The sequence below is a fragment of the Ramlibacter lithotrophicus genome, from assembly GCF_012184415.1.
Lineage (GTDB): Bacteria > Pseudomonadota > Gammaproteobacteria > Burkholderiales > Burkholderiaceae_C > Ramlibacter > Ramlibacter lithotrophicus.
On the sequence record NZ_VTOX01000009.1, the window covers coordinates 113,825 to 132,243 of the forward strand.

The 18,419-nt window shown below is 70.0% G+C and carries 13 protein-coding genes; 7 read left to right on the top strand and 6 right to left on the bottom strand.

All coding sequences use genetic code 11. The features are described 5' to 3' along the window. Window positions 1-19: 19 nt before the first annotated feature. Window positions 20-2,632, bottom strand: coding sequence for an alpha-ketoglutarate dehydrogenase (gene mdeB, locus RAMLITH_RS20475; RefSeq protein WP_168109299.1), 2,613 nt, complete (start codon window positions 2,630-2,632; stop codon window positions 20-22). A 104-nt stretch (window positions 2,633-2,736) separates the two neighbouring features. Here mdeB and RAMLITH_RS20480 point away from each other — a divergent pair, with 104 nt between their 5' ends. Beyond that, window positions 2,737-3,204 carry an Lrp/AsnC family transcriptional regulator gene (locus tag RAMLITH_RS20480; protein WP_168109300.1) on the top strand — a complete coding sequence of 156 codons (468 nt, stop codon included), beginning with the start codon at window positions 2,737-2,739 and terminating at the stop codon, window positions 3,202-3,204. Here the strand turns inward: RAMLITH_RS20480 and RAMLITH_RS20485 are convergent. After that, a complete protein-coding gene (locus tag RAMLITH_RS20485; protein ID WP_168109301.1) occupies window positions 3,201-4,571 on the bottom strand; it encodes a PQQ-dependent sugar dehydrogenase in 1,371 nt (456 codons plus the stop codon). The two genes, RAMLITH_RS20480 and RAMLITH_RS20485, sit on opposite strands and share 4 nt — an antisense overlap. On the opposite strand from RAMLITH_RS20485, the gene RAMLITH_RS20490 reads away from it, so the two are divergent. The 6 genes from RAMLITH_RS20490 (at window position 4,570) to RAMLITH_RS20515 (ending at window position 13,016) form a co-directional block, all read left to right on the top strand. After that, window positions 4,570-5,349, top strand: coding sequence for an alanyl-tRNA editing protein (locus RAMLITH_RS20490; RefSeq protein ID WP_168109302.1), 780 nt, complete (start codon window positions 4,570-4,572; stop codon window positions 5,347-5,349). The two genes, RAMLITH_RS20485 and RAMLITH_RS20490, sit on opposite strands and share 2 nt — an antisense overlap. Next, window positions 5,349-7,490 carry a protein-disulfide reductase DsbD family protein gene (locus RAMLITH_RS20495; protein WP_168109419.1) on the top strand — a complete coding sequence of 714 codons (2,142 nt, stop codon included), beginning with the start codon at window positions 5,349-5,351 and terminating at the stop codon, window positions 7,488-7,490. The genes RAMLITH_RS20490 and RAMLITH_RS20495 overlap by 1 nt, the downstream gene beginning before the upstream one ends. 28 nt (window positions 7,491-7,518) lie before the next feature. After that, the gene (locus RAMLITH_RS20500; RefSeq protein WP_168109303.1) at window positions 7,519-8,010 is read left to right on the top strand and encodes a CoA-binding protein; all 492 of its coding nucleotides are present in this window, start codon (window positions 7,519-7,521) and stop codon (window positions 8,008-8,010) included. 12 nt (window positions 8,011-8,022) lie between these two features. Continuing rightward, complete coding sequence (locus RAMLITH_RS20505; RefSeq protein ID WP_168109304.1) at window positions 8,023-9,369, top strand: O-acetylhomoserine aminocarboxypropyltransferase/cysteine synthase family protein; 1,347 nt, start codon at window positions 8,023-8,025, stop codon at window positions 9,367-9,369. A gap of 201 nt (window positions 9,370-9,570) precedes the next feature. Then, window positions 9,571-10,782, top strand: a complete 1,212-nt coding sequence (glf, locus tag RAMLITH_RS20510; protein ID WP_168109305.1) for a UDP-galactopyranose mutase — start codon at window positions 9,571-9,573, stop codon at window positions 10,780-10,782. Beyond that, the gene (locus RAMLITH_RS20515) at window positions 10,779-13,016 is read left to right on the top strand and encodes a family 1 glycosylhydrolase (RefSeq protein WP_168109306.1); all 2,238 of its coding nucleotides are present in this window, start codon (window positions 10,779-10,781) and stop codon (window positions 13,014-13,016) included. The genes glf and RAMLITH_RS20515 overlap by 4 nt, the downstream gene beginning before the upstream one ends. Before the next feature lie 141 nt (window positions 13,017-13,157). Here RAMLITH_RS20515 and galK read toward each other — a convergent pair whose 3' ends face one another. The 4 genes from galK to RAMLITH_RS20535 form a co-directional block, all read right to left on the bottom strand. Then, window positions 13,158-14,249, bottom strand: a complete 1,092-nt coding sequence (galK, locus tag RAMLITH_RS20520) for a galactokinase (RefSeq protein WP_337786185.1) — start codon at window positions 14,247-14,249, stop codon at window positions 13,158-13,160. Further along, complete coding sequence (gene galT / locus RAMLITH_RS20525; RefSeq protein WP_168109307.1) at window positions 14,246-15,334, bottom strand: galactose-1-phosphate uridylyltransferase; 1,089 nt, start codon at window positions 15,332-15,334, stop codon at window positions 14,246-14,248. Before galT ends, galK begins: the two co-directional genes overlap by 4 nt. Continuing rightward, window positions 15,334-17,115, bottom strand: coding sequence for a glycoside hydrolase family 2 protein (locus RAMLITH_RS20530; RefSeq protein WP_168109308.1), 1,782 nt, complete (start codon window positions 17,113-17,115; stop codon window positions 15,334-15,336). The genes galT and RAMLITH_RS20530 overlap by 1 nt, the downstream gene beginning before the upstream one ends. Window positions 17,116-17,221: 106 nt before the next feature. Next, a complete protein-coding gene (locus tag RAMLITH_RS20535) occupies window positions 17,222-18,310 on the bottom strand; it encodes a class I SAM-dependent DNA methyltransferase (protein ID WP_168109309.1) in 1,089 nt (362 codons plus the stop codon). Between the last annotated feature and the right edge of the window lie 109 nt (window positions 18,311-18,419).

Sequence of the window (18,419 nt, forward strand, 5' to 3'; positions counted from 1 at the left end):
CCGCCGGGGGTTTGTCACTTCAACCCGCGCCCAGCGCGGACCGCGCAGCCCGCACGATGCTCGCCGCGTCCACCCCGAAGAACTCGCGCAGCGCGGCACGGGTGTCGCTGCGGCCGAACCCATCGGTGCCCAGCGTCAGATAGCGCCGGCCGGCCGGCACGAAAGCGCGGATGCTTTCCGGCACCGCGCGCACGTAATCGCTGGCGGCGATCACCGGTCCGGCGCTGGCGGCCAGCTGGCGCGAGACGAACGGCACCCGCGGCGCTTCGCCGGCCAGCGCCTGGCGCTCCAGCGCCTGGCCGTCGCGGGCGAGTTCGCTCCAGCTGGTGACGCTGAAAACGTCGCAGCCGATCCCGCCGGCCGCGAGCTCCCCGGCCGCCTTCAGCACCTCGGTGAGGATCGCACCCGACCCGAGCAAGGTGACCCGCTGCGCGCCAGGGTGGCTGGCGAATCGGTAGCAACCACTGACCACGTCCTCCTCGACGCCGGCCGGCAGGTCGGGTTGGGGGTAGTTCTCGTTCATCAGGGTGACGTAATAGAAGACGTCGCGCTGCTCCTGCAGCATCTCCAGCATGCCGCGCGCGACGATCACCGCCATCTCGCCGGCAAATGCCGGGTCGTACGCGCGGCAATTGGGAACGGTGGCGGCCACCGCATGGCTGCTGCCGTCCTGGTGCTGCAGTCCTTCGCCCGCCAGGGTCGTGCGGCCGGAGGTGGCCCCCAGCAGGAAACCGCGGGCGCGCTGGTCGGCCGCGGCCCAGATCAGGTCGCCGACCCGCTGGAAGCCGAACATCGAGTAGTAGATGTAGAACGGCAGCATCGGGAAGCCATGCACGCTGTAACTGGTGGCCGCCGCGGTCCAGCTCGCGACCGCGCCGGCTTCGCTGATTCCTTCCTCCAGGATCTGGCCGTCGAGCGCCTCGCGGTACGACAGCACCGAGCCGATGTCCTCCGGCTCGTAGCGCTGACCCACGCTGGAATAGATGCCGACCTGCTTGAACAGGTTGGCCATGCCGAAGGTGCGCGCCTCGTCGGCCACGATCGGCACGATGCGGGGACCCAGCTGCGGGTCCTTCAGCAGGTTGCCCAGCATGCGCACGAACGCCATGGTGGTCGACATTTCCTTGCCGCCGGCCGCGGTGGCAAAGGCTGCATACGAGGCGAGGGCCGGCACCGGCACCGGCGCAGCGTCGGACCGGCGCCGCGGCACATAGCCACCCAGCCGCGCCCGCCGCTCGTGCAGGTACTGCATCTCCGGACTGTCCGCCGCCGGCCGGAAGAACTCCAGGCCGCGCGCCTGGTCGTCCGAGATCGGCAGGTTGAAGCGGTTGCGGAACTCGATCAGCGCCGCGTCGTCCAGCTTCTTCTGGCTGTGGGTGGTCATCTTCCCCTGGCCCGCCGTCCCCATCCCGTAACCCTTCTTGGTGTGGGCGAGGATCACCGTGGGCGCGCCGACGTGGGCGGCGGCGGCCGCGTAGGCGGCGTGAATCTTCACGAGGTCGTGCCCGCCGCGCTTGAGGCGGTCGATCTGCTCGTCGGTCATGCCCTGCGCCAGCCGCGCCAGTTCCTCGTTCTGGCCGAAGAAGTTGTCGCGGTTGAACCGTCCGTCCTTGGCGGCGAAGGTCTGCATCTGGCCGTCGACGGTGCTGGCGAACGCCCGCACCAGGGCCCCGGCCTGGTCGCGTGCGAACAGGCCGTCCCAGTCGCTGCCCCAGACCAGCTTGATCACGTTCCAGCCGGCGCCGTGGAACAGCTTCTCCAGCTCGTCGATGATGCGGCCGTTGCCGCGCACCGGGCCGTCCAGGCGCTGCAGGTTGCAGTTCACGACCCACACGAGGTTGTCCAGCCGCTCGCGCGAGGCCAGGGTCAGCGCGCTCATGCTCTCGGGCTCGTCCATCTCGCCGTCGCCGAACACGCCCCACACCTTGCGGCCGGCGCAATCGAGCAGGCCCCGATGCGTCAGGTAATGCATGAACCGCGCGTGGTAGATCGAGCTGATCGGCCCGATGCCCATGGACCCGGTCGGAAACTGCCAGAAGTCAGGCATCAGGTAGGGGTGCGGATAGCTCGACAGGCCGCGGGCGCCGCGGCGCGGACCGGTGATTTCCTGGCGGTAGTGCGCGAGGTCCTGCTCGTCGAGCCGTCCCTCGAGGTAGGCACGCGCGTAGACGCCGGGCGCGCTGTGCGGCTGGAAGAAGACGAGGTCGCCGCCGTGGCCGGCGGCACGCGCGCGGAAGAAATGGTTGAAGCCGACCTCGAACAGGTCGGCGGCGCTCGCGTAGCTGGCGATATGGCCCCCCAGTTCGCCGTAGGCCATGTTCGCGCGCGCGACCATGGCCAGCGCGTTCCAGCGCATCAGGGAGGCGAGCTTCTCCTCGAGCGCCAGGTCGCCCGGAAAAGCCGGCTGCTGGTCGACGGCGATCGTGTTGACGTAAGGCGTGACCAGTTCCGGCGACCAGCCGATGTGCGGGCCGCGCGCGAGCACCGCGAGCTGGTCGAGGATGAAGCGGGCGCGGGCCGGGCCGTGCGCGGCCACCAGGGACAGGAAGGCGTCGCGCCACTCCGCCGTTTCGACGGGATCGATGTCGCCGGAATCTGCGGCCAGGAAGCGGGACAGGCTGTGGTCGGTCATGCGTGACTGTAGAAAATCGGTGGCGAAATAGGGGTTCGGAAATGTGCGTCGGCTCCCGACTGTTCAGCATAAAATGCCGCAAATATCGCCATGCATAGCATTCCATGCAACTCGACGCGATTGACCTGCGAATTCTCGCCGAGCTGCAGCACGACGGCGCGCTGACCAACGTCGAACTGGCCCGGCGCGTCCACCTCTCGCCTTCGCCCTGCCTGGTGCGGGTGAAGGCGCTCGAAGCGGCGGGCGTCATCCAGCGCTACGTGGCGCTGGCGGACCCGAAGGCGATCGGCCTGGGCGTCAACGTGTTCATCTCGATCAGCCTGAAGGAGCAGGCCAAGGAATCCCTGGCCGAGTTCGAGCGCCGCATTGCCGAACACGACGAAGTGATGGAGTGCTACCTGATGACCGGCGACAGCGACTACCTGATCCGGGTGGCCGTGCGCGACATCGCCGAGCTGGAACGCTTCATCCTGGAGCAGCTCACCCCGATCCCAGGCATCGAGAAGATCCGCTCCAGCTTCGCACTCAAGCAGGTGCGCTACAAGACCGCGTTGCCCCTGAAGCGGATCTAGCGCGGCGCCACCCGCCACACCGCGTTGCCCACGTCGTCGGCGACCAGCAACGCCCCGCGGCCGTCCAGCGCCACGCCGACCGGGCGGCCCCAGGCGTCTCCTTCGGGACTGACGAACCCGGTGAGGAAGTCCACCGGCGCGCCCGAGGGCCGGCCGTTCGCGAATGGCACGAACACCACCTTGTAGCCGGCGAGCGGCTTGCGGTTCCAGGAACCGTGTTCGCCGACGAAGGCGCCGCTCGCGAACGGCGGCGGCATGCGCGCGTCCGAGAACGCGAGGCCCAGGGGTGCGACGTGCGAGCCGAGCGCGTAGTCCGGAACGATGGCGCGCGCCACCAAGTCCGGCCGCGGCGGCTCGACCCGCTCGTCGACGTGCTGGCCCCAGTAGCTCCACGGCCAGCCGTAGAAGCCGCCTTCCCGTACCGACGTGAGGTAGTCGGGAACGAGATCGCTGCCAAGTTCGTCGCGCTCGTTGACGACGGTCCACAGCACACCCGTACCCGGCTCCCAGGCCAGGCCGTTCGGGTTGCGCAGCCCGGTGGCGAACAGGCGCTTGGTGCCGGTCGCGCGGTCGATTTCCCAGACCGCGGCGCGGCCCTCCTCCGCGGCCAGCCCGCGCTCGGCCACGTTGCTGTTGGAGCCGACGGTCGCATACAGCTTGCTGCCGTCGCGGCTGGCGATGATGTTCTTGGTCCAGTGGTGGTTGACGCCTGCGGGAAGGTCGGTCACCTTGATTGCCGGTGCCTCGATGCGGGTCTGCCCCGGCTGGTACGGGAACCGCACGACGCCGTCCGCGTTGGCGACGTACAGGTCGCCCCCGACCAGCGCCATCCCGAACGGCGAATGGAGTCCGGACAGGAAACCGCTGCGCAGTTCGGCCTGCCCGTCGCCGTCGGCGTCGCGCAGCAAGGTGATGCGGTCGGCGCTGGGCACGCCGGCGCCGGCACGCTTCATCACCAGCTGGGTGATCCAGGCCTTGATGCCCTTGGGCTCCTGGCCCGGCGGCGGTGCCGGTTTGTTGCTTTCGGCCACCAGGACGTCGCCGTTGGGCAGCACGTACAGCCAGCGCGGATGGGAAAGACCCCGTGCCAGCGCCGTCAGCTGGAAGCCGGCCGGCGCCTTGGGCGACTGGCCTTCGGGCCAGCCCTTGGCCGGCGCGATCCTGACCGTCGGCACGAGGCTTTTGACCGGCGGTAGCAGCGTCGGACGGGCGCCTTCGTCGGCGCCGGGCGGCAGGCGGGAGGTCTCGCCGCAAGCCGCGAGCAGACCGGCCGCCAGCAGCGCGGCACCGAGGGAGCCCCGGGCCCGGCGGGGCTGCTTGACCGATGTCCAGGGGACGGTCGTCAGGAAACGCGAAAATAGTGGCATGACCCAGGATCTCTTCCGTGAAAACGCCTATCTGAAGGAATGTACGGCCACCGTGGCGGCCGTGGGGGCGCATGGCATTACCCTGGATCGCACCGTGTTCTATCCGCTCGGCGGCGGCCAGGCCGGCGACGCGGGCCTGCTGGTGCTCGGCGATGGAGCGGAAATCGCCATCGCCGACACCCGCAAGGGCAAGGACGAGGAAGGCCGTGCCACGTCCGAGATCGTGCACGTGCCGGCGCCGGGACAGGACGCCCTCCTTGCCCGGCTGGAAGCCGGCGCGACGGTGACCGCGCGCGTCGACTGGGACCGCCGCCACAAGCTGATGCGCTTCCACACGACCACCCACCTGCTGTGCCACCTGGTGCCGCAACTGGTCAACGGCTGCTCGATCACGCCCGAGTACGCGCGCCTGGACTTCAACATGACCGATCCGCTGGACAAGGAGGAGCTCACCGCCGGGATCGCGCGGCTGGTGACCGCCGGCCTGCCGGTGCAGGTTGGCTCCATCACCGACGAGGAACTCGACGCCAACCCGGCACTGGTCAAAAGCATGTCGGTGCAGCCGCCGCGCGGCACGGGGCGGGTGCGCACCATCCGCATCGGCGGCAAGGAACACATCGACTTCCAGCCCTGCGGCGGTACCCATGTCGCCAACACGGCCGAAATCGGCCCGGTCGTGGTCACGAAAATCGAAAAGAAAAGTGCCACCACCCGGCGCGTCGTCCTCGGCTTCGCCTCGCGGAACTTCCCCGGCAACGCTGAGCTCCACCCATCATGATGTCTTCCGTCCGTCGCGTCGCCGGCCTGGCCCTCGCCGCCGCCTGTGCGCTGCCCTTGACCTCCCTGGCCCAGACCGGTGCCACCACCGTGGTGAAGACGGAGCGGGTCCGGGCCGAGCTGATGGCCCATGCGCCGGACGGCATCGGCCCGGGCAAGCAGGTGTGGCTGGGGCTGCAGCTGGCGCACGCGCCGGAATGGCATACCTACTGGATGAACCCCGGCGACTCGGGACTGCCGACCAGCCTGCAGTGGACGCTGCCGGCCGGCGTCGTCGCCGGCGACATCGCGTGGCCGGTGCCCAAGAAAATCCCGATCGGGCACCTGGCGAACTACGGCTACGAAGGCACGGTGCTGCTGCCGGTGCCGCTCACGATCGCTCCCGATTTCAAGCCGTCGCTCGCTGGTGACCTGCCGGTCAAGCTGAAGGTCACCTGGCTGGTGTGCCGCCAGGAATGCATCCCGGAGGACGGCGAGTTCGCTTTGAGCGTGCCGGTGCGCAGCACGACCGCTGGCAACGGCGCCGTCTTCCAGGCCAGCTTCGACGCGCAGCCCAAGCCGCTGTCCGGCGCCAGCCAGGTCGAGATCGCCGGCCAGGCGATCAAGGTCAAGGTCGACGGACTGCCCGCGTCCGTGCACGGCAAGGACCTCGAGTTCTTCCCCGAAACCGGCGAAGTGATCGAAACGGCCGCGAAATGGACGCAGGCCTGGCAGGGTGGCACCTGGACGGCGCAGGTTCCGCTCTCTGCGCATCGCACGGCCAGCCCCACCGTGCTGCCGATCGTGCTGGCGGCGGGGCCGCAAGGTTGGCGGACCCAAGCCAAGGTCCTGGGCCAGTGGCCGTCCGTCCAGGCGCCGACCGTGTCGCCTGCCCTGGCCGCCGCGCTCGCCCAGAGCGGTGGCGCCAGCCCGGCCGTGCCAGCGGCGGTCCCGGCGCCTTCCGTGACCTTGGTCGCGGCGCTGCTGGGCGCCCTCGTCGGCGGCCTGATCCTGAACCTGATGCCCTGCGTGTTCCCTATCCTGGCGATCAAGGTGGTGGGTTTCACCCGCCACGCCGGCGATCGGCGCGGGCACCGCGTGGCGGGCCTGGCATACACGGCGGGCGTCGTCGCCTCGTTCGCGGCATTGGGCGGACTGATGCTGGCGCTGCGCGCGGCGGGCGAGCAGCTCGGCTGGGGCTTCCAGCTGCAGTCGCCGGGGGTGGTCGCCGCACTGGCGGTGCTGTTCACGCTGATCGGCCTGAACCTCGCCGGGGTCTTCCACTTCGGCAGCTTCCTGCCGTCGCGCGTCGCCTCGCTGGAGGCGCGCCATCCGGCCGCCAACGCCTTCCTCTCCGGCGTGCTCGCGGTGGCGGTCGCCTCGCCCTGCACGGCGCCGTTCATGGGCGCGTCGCTCGGCTTGGCGATCGGCCTGCCGGCCGTCCAGGCGCTGCTGATCTTCGTCGTGCTGGGCCTCGGCATGGCGGTGCCGTACCTGGCCGCGAGCTGGGTGCCCGCGGTGGCGCGCCTGCTGCCGCGCCCCGGCGCCTGGATGGACACCTTCCGCAAGGCCATGGCCTTCCCGATGTTCGCCACCGTCGCCTGGCTGGTCTGGGTGCTGGGGCAGCAGAGCGGCATCAACGGTGCCGGCGCGCTGCTGGCGCTGCTGGTGGCACTGAGCATGGTGGTGTGGGCGTTCACGCTGCACGGTCGCAGCCGCGCGGTGCTGGCCTCGGTCGCCGTCGCCGTGCTGGTGCTGCTGGCGTGGGGTGCGGGCCCGAACATCACGCACGCCGCGGCGGACCGGGCCGTGCGGGCCGAGAACGACGTGTGGCAGCCGTGGCAACCCGGCCGCGTCGAACAGCTGATCGACTCGGGCGAGACGGTGTTCGTCGACTTCACGGCCGCCTGGTGCGTGACCTGCCAGTACAACAAGCAGACGACGCTCGCGCGCGACGAGGTCATGAGCGACCTGGCCGCAAAGAAGGTCAGGCTGCTGCGCGCCGACTGGACCCGGCGCGACCCGGCGATCACCGCGGCGCTCGCCGCCCTCGGCCGCAACGGCGTGCCGGTGTACGTCTTCTACAAGAAGGGGCGCCCGCCGGTCGTGCTGTCCGAGGTCCTGAGCGTCAAGGAAGTGCGGTCGGCCATCGCCGCACTGTGACCGGGGCCGGTGTGCTTACACTGGCGCCATGAACGACATCGCCACGCTGCGCCGGATCCTCGGCACCTGCCGGACCATCGCCGTGGTCGGCCTGTCGCCGCAATGGCACCGGCCGAGTTTCTTCGCCGCCAAGTACATGCAGGCCCACGGCTACCGGATCGTGCCGGTGAATCCGACCGCTCCGGAAATCCTGGGCGAGCCTTCCTATCCGAGCGTGACCGAAGCCGCGCGCGCGCTCGCCACCAAGGGGGAACGCATCGACATGGTCGACTGCTTCCGCCGCACCGAGGACATAGGCCCGCTCGCCGAGGAGGCCATCGCCGTCGGAGCGAAGTGCCTGTGGCAGCAGATCGGCGTGGTGAACGAGGAAGCCGCCGCCCGCGCCCGCGCCGCCGGCCTGGACGTGGTGATGGACCGGTGCGTGAAGATCGAACATGCACGCCTCTTCGGCGGGCTCAACTGGGCCGGCGTGAACACCAGGGTGATCTCCTCGCGCCGCCCGCAACAACTGCCGTACTGACGGGGTTTGCACATGAGCAGCGAGAAGGACAGCCGGCCCGGTGCCGACCACGACTACGGCTTCGGCACCCGCGCCATCCACGCGGGCGCGGTGCCGGACCCGGCGACCGGCGCGCGGGCGACGCCCATCCACCAGACCACGAGTTTCGTGTTCGATTCCGCGGAGCACGCCGCCAGCCTGTTCAACCTGCAGACCTTCGGCAACGTCTACAGCCGGATCAGCAACCCCACCGTGGCCGTGCTCGAAGAGCGCGTTGCCTCGCTGGAGGGCGGCCGCGCGGCACTCGCCTGCGCCACCGGGATGGCGGCGCAGATGACGGCGCTGCTCGCGATCGTCAAGGCCGGCGACCACATCGTCGCCGCTTCCACCTTGTACGGCGGTACCGTGGGCCAGCTGGGGATCGGCTTCGGCCGGCTCGGCATCGAAACGACGTTCGTCGATCCGGAAGACCCGGACAACTTCCGCCGCGCGATCCGCCCGAACACCCGCGCGGTGTACGGGGAGACGCTGGGCAATCCGCTGGTCAACGTGCTGGACATCGAAGCGGTGGCGGCCATCGCCCACCAGCACGGCGTGCCGCTGGTCATCGACAACACGGTCGCGAGCCCGTATTTGTGCAATCCGTTCGCGTTCGGCGCCGATATCGTGGTGCACAGCGCGACCAAGTATCTCGGCGGCCACGGCACCACCATGGCCGGCGTGGTGGTGGAATCGGGCAAGTTCGACTGGGGCTCGCCGCTCGCGCGCGACAAGTTCCCCGAGATGCTGGAGCCCAGCCGCGCCTACCACGGCGTCAAGTTCTACGAGACCTTCGGCGACTTCGGCTACACGATGAAGGCCCGCATGGAGGTCAATCGCACCTTCGGCGGCGCGCTCTCGCCGCTCAACGCCTGGCTGATCCTGCAAGGCATAGAGACGCTGCACTTGCGCATGCAGGCGCATTGCCGCAACGCCCTGCACGTGGCCCGCTTCCTGGGCGACCATCCGCTGGTGAGTTGGGTGAATTACCCGGGGCTGGAAAGCTCGCGCCACCACGCGCTGGCCACGAAGCAGTTCCGCCCCGTAGACGGACTGCCCGGCGCGTCGGGCGTCCTCACCTTCGGCATCAAGGCCGATGACCCGGCGCGAGCCGGCGAGCGTTTCATCGACGCCTGCCAGTTCCTCAGCCACCTGGCCAACATCGGCGACGCGAAGACGCTGGTGATCCACCCGGCGTCGACCACGCACCGCCAGCTCGATGCCGCGGAGCTGGCGCGCGCCGGCGTGCGGCCCGACATGATCCGGCTGTCGGTCGGCATCGAGGACGCGGCCGACATCGTCTGGGACATCGACCAGGCACTGCGCGCCGCCACCCGCTGAGCCTGCGGCTCGGCCCTTTCCCCCTCCCTCAAGAAGACGCGGCTTTTGCTGACCCGCGCGTAGGCCGGCGCCCGGTACAAAGGTGCGGCTCGACCGGCGCCACGGCAGGAGCGCCCCTCACTGCGGGCGAACCGCTTGCCGCTTCGAGCCCAACGGTACAGCCGCGGTTTTCCAGCGTGCTACCGCAACAAGGGAGTCTTCATGGACAAAGGCAGTGAGAGTTTTCAAGGCGCGGTGTCGGCGGCGGTGCCCGGCCGGCGCGGCTTCGACTACCTGGTCGTCGGCGCCGGCTTCGCCGGCAGCGTGCTGGCCGAGCGGCTGGCGCGCGGGCTGGGCCAGCGCGTGCTGGTGGTCGAAAAACGGCCGCACATCGGCGGCAACGCGTACGACCGCTACAACGACGACGGCATCCTCGTCCACCCGTACGGGCCGCACATCTTCCACACCAACTCGGCCGACATCTTCGAGTACCTGTCGCGCTTCACGCAGTGGCGCCCTTACCAGCACCGGGTCCTCGCGAGCGTCGACGGGCAGATGGTGCCGATGCCGATCAACCTCGACACGATCAACAAGTTGTACGGGCTGAACCTCACCTCCTTCGAGGTCGAGAAGTTCTTCGAGTCGGTGGCGGAGAAGAAGGACAGCGTCAGGACGTCCGAGGACGTCGTCGTCAGCAAGGTCGGGCGCGAGCTGTACAACAAGTTCTTCCGCGGCTACACCCGCAAGCAGTGGGGCCTCGATCCGTCCGAGCTCGACGCCAGCGTCACGGCCCGGGTGCCGACCCGCACCAACCGCGACGACCGCTATTTCACCGACACCTTCCAGGCGATGCCGCTGCACGGCTACACCCGCATGTTCGAGAAGATGCTGGACCATCCCAACATCAAGGTGATGCTCAGCACGGACTACCGCGAGGTCGCCGACATCGTGCCCTGGCGGCACATGGTCTACACCGGACCGGTCGACGCGTTCTTCAACTACAGGTACGGCAAGCTGCCGTACCGCAGCCTGCGGTTCCAGCACGTGACGGTGCCGCAGGAGCAGTTCCAGCCGGTGGGGACGGTGAACTATCCCAACGACTACGGCTACACCAGGATCAGCGAGTTCAAGCACATCACCGGGCAGACGCTGCCGGGGAAGACGTCGGTGGTCTACGAATATCCGTGCGCCGAAGGCGATCCGTACTACCCGGTGCCGCGCGCCGAGAACGCCGAGCTCTATCGCAAGTACGAGGCGGAGGCCGAGGCCACCGCGAACGTCACGTTCGTGGGGCGCCTGGCGACCTACAAGTACTACAACATGGACCAGGTGGTGGGCCAGGCGCTCGCCGCGTTCAAGCGCCTGGAACAGCGCCACCAGGCAGTGACCGCCAGCACGCTCGCGGTGGAGGCCCTGGCGCAGGCCGGCGCATGAGCCGCCCGGCCGCTCCGCACGCCCATGGCCCCGCAGCCCGGCAGGGCGGAGGTTTCCCGCTGAGTCGGCTGGAACTGTGGGCCGGCCCGGAATGCACCGTCAACCGGGTCGGCGAAGAGTACTTCGACCAGCTCGCCGCCAGCGGCTTCGACCGCCGGATCGAGGATCTCGACCGCCTGGCCGGCATCGGGGCGAGGCGGTTGCGGTTTCCGCTGCTGTGGGAGCGCCTCGCCCCGCAGCGCGGCACCGTCGACTGGCGCTGGAGCGACGAGCGGATCGCCCGGCTGCGCGAGCTCGGGGTGCAGCCGATCGCCGGCCTGGTGCACCACGGCAGCGGACCGCGCCACACCAACCTGCTGGATCCCGCGTTCCCCGGACTGCTGGCCGAATACGCACGCGCCCTCGCGGCGCGTTACCCGGACATCGATGCCTACACGCCGGTGAACGAGCCGCTGACGACCGCGCGCTTCAGCGGCCTCTACGGCCTGTGGTATCCGCACGGCCGCGACGACAAGAGCTTCGTGCGAGCGCTGCTGAACCAGGTGCGCGCCACGGTGCTGGCCATGCGGGCCGTGCGCGAGATCAATCCGCGGGCGATGCTGGTGCAGACCGAGGACCTGGGCTGCACCGACTCGACGCCGGGCCTGCGCTACCAGGCCGAGTTCGAGAACCTGCGCCGATGGCTCAGCTTCGACCTGCTGGCAGGCCGCGTCGATGCCCAGCATCCGCTGCGCGGCTACCTGCGCAACCACGGCGCGAGCGAGCAGGAGCTTCAGGAATTCGTCGATGCGCCCTGCCCTCCCGACATCGTGGGCATCAACAGCTACGTCACCAGCGAGCGCTTTCTCGACGAGCGCGTCGCCCTGTACCCGCCGCACCTGCATGGCGGCAACGGACGCGACGCCTATGTCGACCTCGAACTGGCGCGGGTTCATGGCCGGTCGATCGGCGGCTTTCGCGCCCGGCTGCGCGAGGCCAGCGAGCGCTACCGGCTGCCCGTGGCGATCACCGAGGTCCACCTCGGTTGCAGCCGTGACGAGCAGTTGCGCTGGCTGCACCAGGCGTGGAGCGCGGCACAGGAGCTGCGCGACGCCGGGCACGACGTGCGCGCCGTCACCGTCTGGGCCGCATTCGGTACTTACGACTGGGACAGCCTGGTGACGAGACGGCAAGGCCATTACGAGCCGGGACTGTGGGACGTCAGCAGCGGCGAGCCGCGGCCCACGGCGCTGGCCGCGCTGGCGCGGCAACTGGCGCAGGGCGAGACGCCCGACAACCCCGTGCTCGACGGCCCCGGCTGGTGGCAGCGCGAACTGCGCCTGGCGTACCCGCCGCACGGCGACCTGGAGTCGCTCCCGGTGCAGGGCCGCCCGCTCCTGATCACGGGCGCCTCCGGCACGCTGGGCCGGGCCTTCGCCCGCTTCTGTGACCTGCGCGGCCTGCCGTATCGCCTGCTGTCGCGCGCCGACATGGACATCGCGGACGCCGCCTCGGTGTCGGCCGCGCTCGACCGCTGGCAGCCCTGGGCGGTCGTCAACACGGCAGGCTTCGTGCGCGTCGACGATGCCGAGCGCGATCCGCGCCAGTGGCGCGACAACCTGATCGGCCCGGCCATCCTGGCCCAGGAATGCGGGCAGCGCGGCATCCGCCTGGTGACCTTCTCCAGCGACCTCGTGTTCGACGGCGGCAAGAGTGCTCCTTATGTGGAGAGCGATGCGCCGGCGCCGCTGAACGCCTACGGACGGGCGAAGCTGGAAGCCGAGCGCTTGGTCCTGGACCACGCGCCCGATTCGCTCGTGGTGCGCACCGCCGCATTCTTCGGGCCATGGGATCCGCACAACTTCGTCGCGCAGGCGCTGGAGCACCTGCGCCGCGGCGACCGCTGGCACGCGGCGCAGGACCAGGTCGTTTCCCCGACCTACGTGCCCGACCTGGCGCAGGCCTCGCTGGACCTGCTGGTCGACGGGGAGCGCGGCCTGTGGCACCTGAGCAACCAGGGACAGGTGAGCTGGCAGCGGTTCGCGGAGATGGTCGCGGAAGCGGCCGGGCTGGACCCGGCGCTGGTCCAGGGCTTGCCGACGTCGGCGCTGAGCCTGGTGGCCAGGCGGCCGGCGTATTCGGTATTGGCGAGCGAGCGCGCGCTGCTCATGCCGCCGCTGGAGCACGCGCTGGACCGGTACTTCGGCGACTGCCAACGCTTCGCCGGCGACTGGCCGCTGCGGGCTGCTGCCTGAAAGCTCAAGACCAACAGCCGAACGCGGAAGCCGCAGAGATTTCGCAGAAGCCGCAAAAAGAAGACAAGTAATTTTTCTTGTTCCTGTGTCTTCTTCTGCGGCTTTTGCGCTTCCTTTGCGGCTTCTGCGGTCGGATGTTTATCAAGGCGCCACCGGCGGCACCAGAACCTGGCCACGATGGCCGGCGGCGTTGTACTGCGCCACGACGTTCGCCGCCGCCTGCTGCAGTCCGCCTGCCTCGCACAACGCCACGCACGCGCCGCCGAAACCGGCGCCGGTCAGCCGCGCCCCATGCACCGCGGGCTGCTGCTGCAACAGCGACACCAGCAGGTCCAGCTCCGGCGTCGACACTTCGTAGTCGTCGCGCAGGCTGGCGTGCGAGGCGTTCATCAGCTCGCCGAACGCCCGCCCCGTGCTGCACGCCACGGCCTGCAGCACGCGCGCGTTCTCCGTGACCACGTGCCGCGCCCGCCGCTGCAGCAGCGGCGGCAGCGAAGCCAGCCGTTGCACGTCGTCCACCTCACGCAGCGAGGCCACGCCCAGGAGCCGTGCCGCTTCCTCGCACTGCGCGCGGCGCTCGTTGTAGCCGCTGCCGGCCAGCGTGCGGGCGACGCCGGAATCGATCACCAGCACGGCCGTGCCGCGCGGCAGGTCCACCATGCGGCGCTCGAGGCTGCGCGTGTCCAGCAGCAGCGCGCGGCTGGTGTCGGCGAGGCTGGACGCCATCTGGTCCATGATTCCGCAGTTGACCCCGGCATGCTCGATCTCGGCGCGCTGGGCCAGCTGCGCGACCGCGACGTCGTCGAAGCTCAGGCCCAGCAACTGCCGCAGGCAGCGCAGCGTGGCGACCTCCAGCGCGGCGCTCGACGACAGTCCCACCCCCATCGGGACGTCGGAGTCGACGTGGATCTGGAGCCCGGGAATGTCGGCGCCGCGGCTGCGCGCCAGCACCAGGCAGCCGTAGACGTAGCTGGCAAAGTGTTGCCCGGGCGGCGCGTCGAACGCGAAGTGCACGGTGTCGCCCTGCCCTTGCGCGTGCAAGGCGAAGCCGGGCGCGGACCGCCGCCGCATCGCCACCCGCGTGCGCTGGGAAATCGCGATGGGCAGCACGAAGCCGTCGTTGTAGTCCGTGTGTTCGCCCAGCAGGTTGACGCGGCCCGGGGCGTCGGCGACGGCGTCCGGCGCGCCGCCGAACACCTGCTCGAAGCCGCTCGTCAGCGGATCGCCCTTCACAGCCGCACCTCGACCTGCTGCAGCTCGCGCGCCTTCTCTTCCGGCAGCGCGTCCATTGCGAAGAAGCCGGCCGCCAGCTCGGTGCCGGCCAGATACTTCAGCCGGTCGCGCGTGCGGTACGGCGGATAGAGCTGCGCGTGCAGGTGGGCTTCCGGGTGCTCCAGGCCGTCGGTGGCAGCCTGGTACCAGGCCATCAGGTAGGGCAGCGGCCGCTGCCAGAGCCCGTCGTACTTCAGCAGCACGGTCTTGAGCGCGCGCGCCAGGTCGGCCCGTTGCGCCGGCGTGAGCCCGGCGAAGCCCGGCACCGGCTCGATGGTCGCCAGCCACACCTCGTAGGGATAGCGCGCGCAGACCGGCACGAATGCGATGGCATGCGGGCCCTCGTAGATCACCCGTTCGCCGCTGGCGCGCTCGGCCTCGATCAGCAGGTCCAGCGGGCCGCGGCCCTTGGCGGCGTACTGCTCCTGCGCGACCTGCTGCATCCGCGCCGGCACCGGCGGCACGACCGGGTAGGCATAGATCTGGCCGTGCGGGTGGTGCAAGGTCACGCCGACCTCGGCGCCGCGGTTCTCGAACGGCAGCACGTACTTGATGTCCTCGCGCTCGCCGAGCCGCTGCGTGCGCTCGCCCCACACCTGCAGCAGCAGTTCGATGTGGTCCAGCGGCAGTGCCCCCAGCGACGCTCCCGGGTCCTGCGTGAACACCACCACCTCGCACTTGCCGGCGGCCGGCGCGGTCGGCACGATCAGCTCGGGCGGCGCGGGCGCGCCGGGCGCCTGTCCCAGCGACGGAAAGCGGTTGTCGAACACCGCGACGTCCCAGCCACCGGCCGGCAGCTCGGTCGGATTGGCCGGATCGCGCGTCACCGCCAGCGGGTTGTATTCGGGCGGCGGCAGGAAAGTGCGGCCCTGGCGATACGCCGCATACGTCACCCATTCGCCGCGCAGGGGATGCCAGCGCAGGTGGGCGCTGGCGTTGAGCGGTTCGGCGAAGGGGCTGGGCGCCTGCAGGTGCGGATCGATCGGCTGGCGCCCGTACAGCGCCAGCTGGCGGCCGTCCGGCTTCGTGAGCTCCAGCCGATACATCAGACGCCCCCGGGGATGTACGTGCGCGAGACCTTCGTCACCTCGGCGATGCGCTCCAGCGGAATCTTCGGCTTGCGGTCGGCGGTGAGCAGCCCGTTGGCCTCCTGGAACGTGTCGGCGAACTGCGTGTAGCAGAACCCGCTGAACAAGGCCGTGTGGATCACGGTCTCGAGCAGCTGGCTGTACAGGCGGTCGAACTCCTCCTCGCTGCGGGCCACCGTGTAGCCCCAGATCCGCTTGACGTCCGGATCCGGCTCCTTCTCGAACGCAATGCCGCCGAACTCGGTCAGCATGATCGGCTGTCCCCGGTGCGGATAGCCGTCCAGCGTCAGGATGCGGCCGCCCGGCCGGCGCCGGTCGAACAGCTGCTCCGGCGCGATCTCGGCCCCGTAGCGCTGGCGGATGTGCTCGGTATTGATGTCGTAGTCGTGGATCCCGATGATGTCGGTCGCGCTCGATTCCCAGCCGTCGTTGCCGATCACCGGCCGGGTCGCGTCGAGCGTCTTGGTCAGGTGGTACAGCGCTTCCACCGCGTGCCGCTGCACGCGCACCGCCGTCAGCTCCGGCACGCCCCACGACTCGTTGAACGGCACCCACACGATCACGCAGGGGTGGCTGTAGTCGCGGTCGATCGCCTCGGTCCATTCGCGCACGGTGCGCTTGATGGCGGTGCGCGTGAAGCGATACGCCGACGGCATTTCCTCCCAGACCAGCAGCCCCAGCCGATCGGCCCAGTAGAGGTAGCGCGGGTCCTCGATCTTCTGGTGCTTGCGCACCCCGTTGAATCCCATGGCCTTGGCCAGTTCGACGTCGCGGCGCAAGGCCGCGTCGCCGGGAGCCGCCAGCAGCGTATCGGGCCAGTATCCCTGGTCGAGCACCATGCGCAACGTGTAGGGGCGGCCGTTGAGCATGAAGCGGTCGCGCAGGATGTGCACCGAGCGCAGCGCCGTGTACGAAGAGAACTCGTCCAGCAGCTGGTTCCCGCGGTAAAGCCGCAGTCTTGCATCGAGCAAGGTCGGCCGCTCCGGACTCCACAGGAGCTCGTTGCGGAAGTCGTCGATGCCGGGATCGGACAGGACGATCTCGCGGTCGACCTCGCGCTCGAGCACCTGGTAGCGGTCGCGGGCCAGCAGCCGCTCGCCATGGCGCAGCTCGACCTCGATCGCCAGGTCGTCCGCGGCGTCGCCGCCGACCCGCGCCTCGATCTTGATCGCATAGCCTTCGACTTCGGGCGTCCAGCGGATCTTCTCGACGTAGGTGCGCGGCACGCGCTCGAGCCAGACGGTCTGCCAGATCCCGGTGGTGCGCGGATACCAGATCGAGTGCGGCTCGAGCTGCCAGTCCTGCTTGCCGCGCGGCTTGGTCAGGTCGTGCGGATCGTCCTCGACCCGCACCGTCACCGTCTGCCGGCCGGACGCGTCCAGCACATGCGTGATGTCGGCCCAGAACGGCGTGTGGCCGCCCTCGTGCGTCACGACCAGCCGGCCGTTGACCCAGACCCGGGCCGCGTAGTCGACGGCGCCGAAACGCAGGATCACCCGGTCACTGCCGGGCTCGAGGTCGAACTCGCGCTGGTACCAGCAGGCCTTGTGGAAGCCGCGGTCGGCGATGCCGCTGGCCCTGGACTCCGGGGGGTACGGCACGGTGATCTGCATCGGCCAGCCGTCGATCTCCGCGGGAATGGTGAAGGCGCATTCGTCGTCGAAGCGAAAGCGCCAGGGGCCGTTGAGGCTGGTCCATTGGCTGCGTTGAAGCTGGGGACGGGGATAGGCGAAATCCAAACAACACTCCTTTTGTTCTCGTCGCGGCTGCGCTGGCGCGCGGCGGCCGGCGCCCGGCGTCCACGCCGGCGCCGCCGGCGATGAGGCGGCGGCGCATGCGGAGCGGCTACTGCCGCGCCAGCCAGGCAAACAGCCCCGGAATGGGTAAACCCTGATCCTCGCGGATGGGAGCTTCGCTTGTGGCGGAGATTTCGAAACCGGATTGCTTCGCCAGCTTGTGGATGTAACCGGCGGAGTGCGCATAGCGCAGGCTGGGCTGCAGGACGAGCTCCTGTCCGGCCCCGGCAAGCTCCACCGAGAAGCAGAAGCGGCCGCCCGGCGGGATCACGCGCGCCGCGCCTTGGAAGACCTGTTCCAGCGCACCGACGTAGATGAACACGTCGGCGGCCACCACCAGGTCGTAGCGGCGCTGCGTGGTCCGCAGGTAGTCGGCGATGTCGGCTTGCACGACGTCGTCGTAGGCGCCGCCGGCCCGGGCGCGCTCGACCATCCGGGCGGACAGGTCGACGCCGTCGAGCCGCTCCGCGAGCGGCCGCAGCAGCGGGCCGCACAGGCCCGTGCCGCAACCGAGGTCGAGTGCGGCGGCGGCGCGAGCGCCGCGCAGCCCCTGCACCAGCCGTTCGGGGGCGCGGTAGTGCAGCACCTGCACCAAGTGGGCATCGAAGTCCTGCGAGTACCCGTCGAACAGGGCCTCGACGTACTCGCGCGGCGCGTTGGCGGGTGTCGCACCCTCACCCAGCGAGGCCAGGAAATAGCGATTCAGCGCGCTGTCGTCGCCGTTCGCAGCAGCGGCCCGGTACGCCGCCGCGGCCTCGGCCACCCGTCCGAGCGAGCGCAGCAGGCTGCCGCGCAAGGTCCAGGCCGGCCCGCTGGCCGGCTGCGCCTGCAGTGCGGCGTCGATGCTGGCCAGCGCCGCCTCGAGTTGCCCCAGTTCGGCCAGTGCCGCGGCACGCTGCCGCAGCGCCTCGGCATTGCCTGGCTCCTGCGCCAGTGCCTCCTCCAGCAGCGCCGCCGCCTCGGCGGGGCGTCCCAGCTTCAGCCGCACGGCGCCGAGGTTGGTCAGCGCCGACGCGCGCCCGGGGACCAGCGCCAGCGCGGCGGCGAACTCGCGCTCGGCCGCCGCGAAGTCGCCGGCTTCGTAGTGGGCGACACCGCGCATGAAGAAGTCCCGTGCCCGCTCGAAGTTGCCGCCCATCGTTCCCCCATCTGCTGCCCGCCTGAGTTTGATCATAGGGTCGGCCCGTCCGTGCCTGCGACAATCAGCGGATGACTGCCAATCACCACCTCGGCGGCCCCGCGGCCGC

Coding starts and splice junctions, on each gene's coding strand:
- galT (WP_168109307.1), bottom strand. CDS start 15,334: ATGTATCGGCTGGAGCTCACGAAGCCGGACGGCCGCCAGCTGGCGCTG.
- glf (WP_168109305.1), top strand. CDS start 9,571: ATGGACAAAGGCAGTGAGAGTTTTCAAGGCGCGGTGTCGGCGGCGGTG.
- RAMLITH_RS20515 (WP_168109306.1), top strand. CDS start 10,779: ATGAGCCGCCCGGCCGCTCCGCACGCCCATGGCCCCGCAGCCCGGCAG.
- RAMLITH_RS20505 (WP_168109304.1), top strand. CDS start 8,023: ATGAGCAGCGAGAAGGACAGCCGGCCCGGTGCCGACCACGACTACGGC.
- RAMLITH_RS20500 (WP_168109303.1), top strand. CDS start 7,519: ATGAACGACATCGCCACGCTGCGCCGGATCCTCGGCACCTGCCGGACC.
- RAMLITH_RS20485 (WP_168109301.1), bottom strand. CDS start 4,571: ATGCCACTATTTTCGCGTTTCCTGACGACCGTCCCCTGGACATCGGTC.
- RAMLITH_RS20480 (WP_168109300.1), top strand. CDS start 2,737: ATGCAACTCGACGCGATTGACCTGCGAATTCTCGCCGAGCTGCAGCAC.
- mdeB (WP_168109299.1), bottom strand. CDS start 2,632: ATGACCGACCACAGCCTGTCCCGCTTCCTGGCCGCAGATTCCGGCGAC.
- RAMLITH_RS20490 (WP_168109302.1), top strand. CDS start 4,570: ATGACCCAGGATCTCTTCCGTGAAAACGCCTATCTGAAGGAATGTACG.
- RAMLITH_RS20535 (WP_168109309.1), bottom strand. CDS start 18,310: ATGGGCGGCAACTTCGAGCGGGCACGGGACTTCTTCATGCGCGGTGTC.
- RAMLITH_RS20495 (WP_168109419.1), top strand. CDS start 5,349: ATGTCTTCCGTCCGTCGCGTCGCCGGCCTGGCCCTCGCCGCCGCCTGT.